Origin of the sequence: Mesorhizobium sp. M5C.F.Ca.IN.020.29.1.1 (genome assembly GCF_003997375.1) — a bacterium.
In the GTDB taxonomy this organism is placed as follows: domain Bacteria; phylum Pseudomonadota; class Alphaproteobacteria; order Rhizobiales; family Rhizobiaceae; genus Mesorhizobium; species Mesorhizobium wenxiniae.
Genome location: NZ_RZSW01000702.1, coordinates 1 through 2,595 on the forward strand (window position 1 = coordinate 1; position 2,595 = coordinate 2,595).

Here is a 2,595-nt window from a genome sequence, read left to right on the forward strand (position 1 = left end):
GTCCTCGATGGTCTGCTGACGTGCGGCGAGGGCCAGCGGATCGGGATTTATGGCGAGCCAGGTGGTGGCAAGTCGACGCTGTTGTCACAGATCGTAAAGGGTGCCGCCGCTGACGTCGTCATAGTGGCGCTCATAGGCGAACGTGGACGGGAAGTTCGTGAATTCATCGAAAGGAATCTTGGTGAAGAGGGCCTTCTCCGTACGGTCGTCGTGGTTGAAACCTCCGACCGCTCGGCGGTGGAGCGTGCGCAATGCGCTCCAATGGCGACTGCGCTCGCGGAATATTTTCGCGATCAGGGCCTACGCGTTGCCCTCATGCTGGATTCGCTGACGCGCTTCTGCCGCGCTATGCGCGAAATAGGCCTTGCTGCGGGTGAGCCGCCGACGCGACGGGGCTTTCCTCCTTCCGTTTTTGGCATGCTGCCAGGCCTGCTCGAGCGCGCCGGCATGGGTGAGCGGGGCTCAATCACGGCCTTCTATACGGTGCTTGTAGAGGGTGATGGCACAGGTGATCCAATCGCCGAGGAATCGCGTGGTATTCTCGATGGCCATGTCATCCTCTCACGCGCTATTGCGGCGCGATCGCATTTCCCCGCTATTGATGTGCTGCAGAGTCGCAGCCGCGTCATGGATGCAGTCGTTTCGGGGACACATCGCAAGGCAGCATCCATTTTCCGCGAGCTCCTATCGCGCTATGCCGAGACCGAGTTCTTGATCAATGTTGGCGAATACAAGCCAGGTGGAGATCCCCTGACTGACCGGGCCGTCGCGTCAATCGACGAACTGAGGGAGTTTCTGCGCCAGAGCGAAGATGACGCGTCAGATTTCGAGGAGACGGTCGCATGGATGTCGCGTCTGACCGCGTGAACTGGGTTCAGTCTTCGAGGTTACGGCTTCTGAAGGAAATGCAAGAGCGTCGTGCCCTTGGCGAGCTGTCCAAGAAGGAAGCCCAGCGCGATGTGGCCGCCTCAGCCGTACAAAATGCCGCTAGGGAGCTTGCAATGATACAGCAACATTGTTCAAGAACAGAAGCAGCGCTCTATCAGCATCTGATGTCACTCGACAACTTGTCTAGCGCAGCGCTCGACCGTCACCGCCTTCACACTGAACAGCTTGCCGCTGAGATCACTTCCAGACGGCAGATGCTTGATGATGCCCAAATCGCTCAAGAGGAGGCTGAGATGGCGGCGTCCAGGACGAGGGAGCTATGGGTCATATGTTCGGCGGCAAGGGACAAATGGCAACAAATCGAGGACGACGTGCGGCGCGCCGTCGAGACTCATTCGGAGGCCGCAGCCGAGATCGAGGCCGACGACGAGATACTGCTGAAATATGCGAGGGGGTCGCTTGCCTAAATGCCGCGCAACCGGATCCGACAGTCGCAAGAGGTCGTCCGAATGACACGACCGTGCAGTCTTTGATAGCCGCTGCGGTCACACCCGCCATGTTCGAACCAGTTCTGAAACTGTCCCGCACGGTTGTCTCGTGGCTCAATGATACAGCAGCGCCCCGCACGCCGTTTCAAAGCCGGATCAACGAGGTGCCGCTATCGGTGCGAACGGCAGGGCTTGTCTGGCAGCAGGAACCTGCTGCCATTCCGATGCTTGACTGCGTCTGGAGAGTGGGAGCCGAAACGGTCATCTTGTCGCTGTCGCGCCCGCTCGTAGAGGAGTTCATCACGACAGTGCAGAACGGCTTGGCCTTCCCTTCCGAGCCAACTGCTTCGCTTATTCTCGAACTCGCTCTTGAGCCGCTTGTCACTCGACTGGAGGAGACGACGCGTCTGAACGTGCAACTCGTGCGCGTATGCGAAGCCACGATGCTGGCTCCTCATCTTGAACTCGACATCATTTTCGGCGCGGTCAAGGGCAAGGGCCGTCTATTCCTGTTCACGCCTCTTGACGGCTTAGTACCGCCTGCGTTTCGCGCGCTAGGCGAACTGCTTGCCCAGTTGCCGCGGCAGCTGGGCGGGCTGCCTCCAGAGCTCTCGCTCATTGTTGCAGGAGAGGTCGGCACGCTTCGCCTTCCTGCGGCGCTTCTTCGAAGCGCATGTGTCGGTGATGCATTGTTGCCCGATATTGCGCCGTTCGGCCGCGGCCAGATCACCCTAGCTGTCGGCCAGTTGTGCGCCGGGGCGGATCTTGACGGCGATGAATTAATCTTGCGGGGGCCTTTCCGCCCGCGACCGTGTCCTTTGGAGAATGCGCATATGACACAACCCGGATCGCAACTGGAGCTTACTAAGGATCTCGACGATGTCGAGATCGTGCTTGTCTTTGAATGCGGCCGCTGGCCTATTTCTCTTGGGGAATTAAGAAGTGCCGGCGAAGGGCATATTTTTGAACTTGGATGGCCGATCGACGGCCCGATCGACATAGTGGCCAATGGTCAGCGTATCGGGCGTGGCGACATTGTCCGCATCGGAGAAGAGCTGGGCATCAGGCTCCGTGGCGGGTTTGCATGCAATGAGTGAAGCTCAGCCGACAATCCTGGCGCTTCTTGCGGTTACCGCCGGACTCGGTCTGCTGGTTTTAGCAGTTGCCACGACAACGGCCTTTGTAAAGGTATCAATTGTTCTTTTCCTCGTCCGCAATG

3 protein-coding genes and 1 pseudogene are annotated in these 2,595 nt (G+C 58.9%); all 4 read left to right on the forward strand.

Translation table 11 applies throughout. The features are described from left to right. On the forward strand, positions 1-867 hold an 867-nt coding region (locus tag EOA85_RS32325; RefSeq protein WP_127212434.1), incomplete at its 5' end, for a FliI/YscN family ATPase. After that, positions 843-1,355, forward strand: coding sequence for a hypothetical protein (locus EOA85_RS32330; RefSeq protein WP_091595843.1), 513 nt, complete (start codon positions 843-845; stop codon positions 1,353-1,355). The genes EOA85_RS32325 and EOA85_RS32330, both read left to right, overlap by 25 nt. An 89-nt stretch (positions 1,356-1,444) precedes the next feature. Next, positions 1,445-2,473, forward strand: coding sequence for a type III secretion system cytoplasmic ring protein SctQ (sctQ, locus tag EOA85_RS32335; RefSeq protein ID WP_127212435.1), 1,029 nt, complete (start codon positions 1,445-1,447; stop codon positions 2,471-2,473). Continuing rightward, positions 2,466-2,595, forward strand: a pseudogene (locus EOA85_RS40210) (EscR/YscR/HrcR family type III secretion system export apparatus protein); the annotation flags it as partial. The gene sctQ and the pseudogene EOA85_RS40210, both read left to right, overlap by 8 nt.

What these genes read in the sequence shown, in the direction of transcription:
- sctQ (WP_127212435.1), top strand. Translation starts at nt 1,445, where the DNA reads ATGTTCGAACCAGTTCTGAAACTGTCCCGCACGGTTGTCTCGTGGCTC.
- EOA85_RS32330 (WP_091595843.1), top strand. Translation starts at nt 843, where the DNA reads ATGGATGTCGCGTCTGACCGCGTGAACTGGGTTCAGTCTTCGAGGTTA.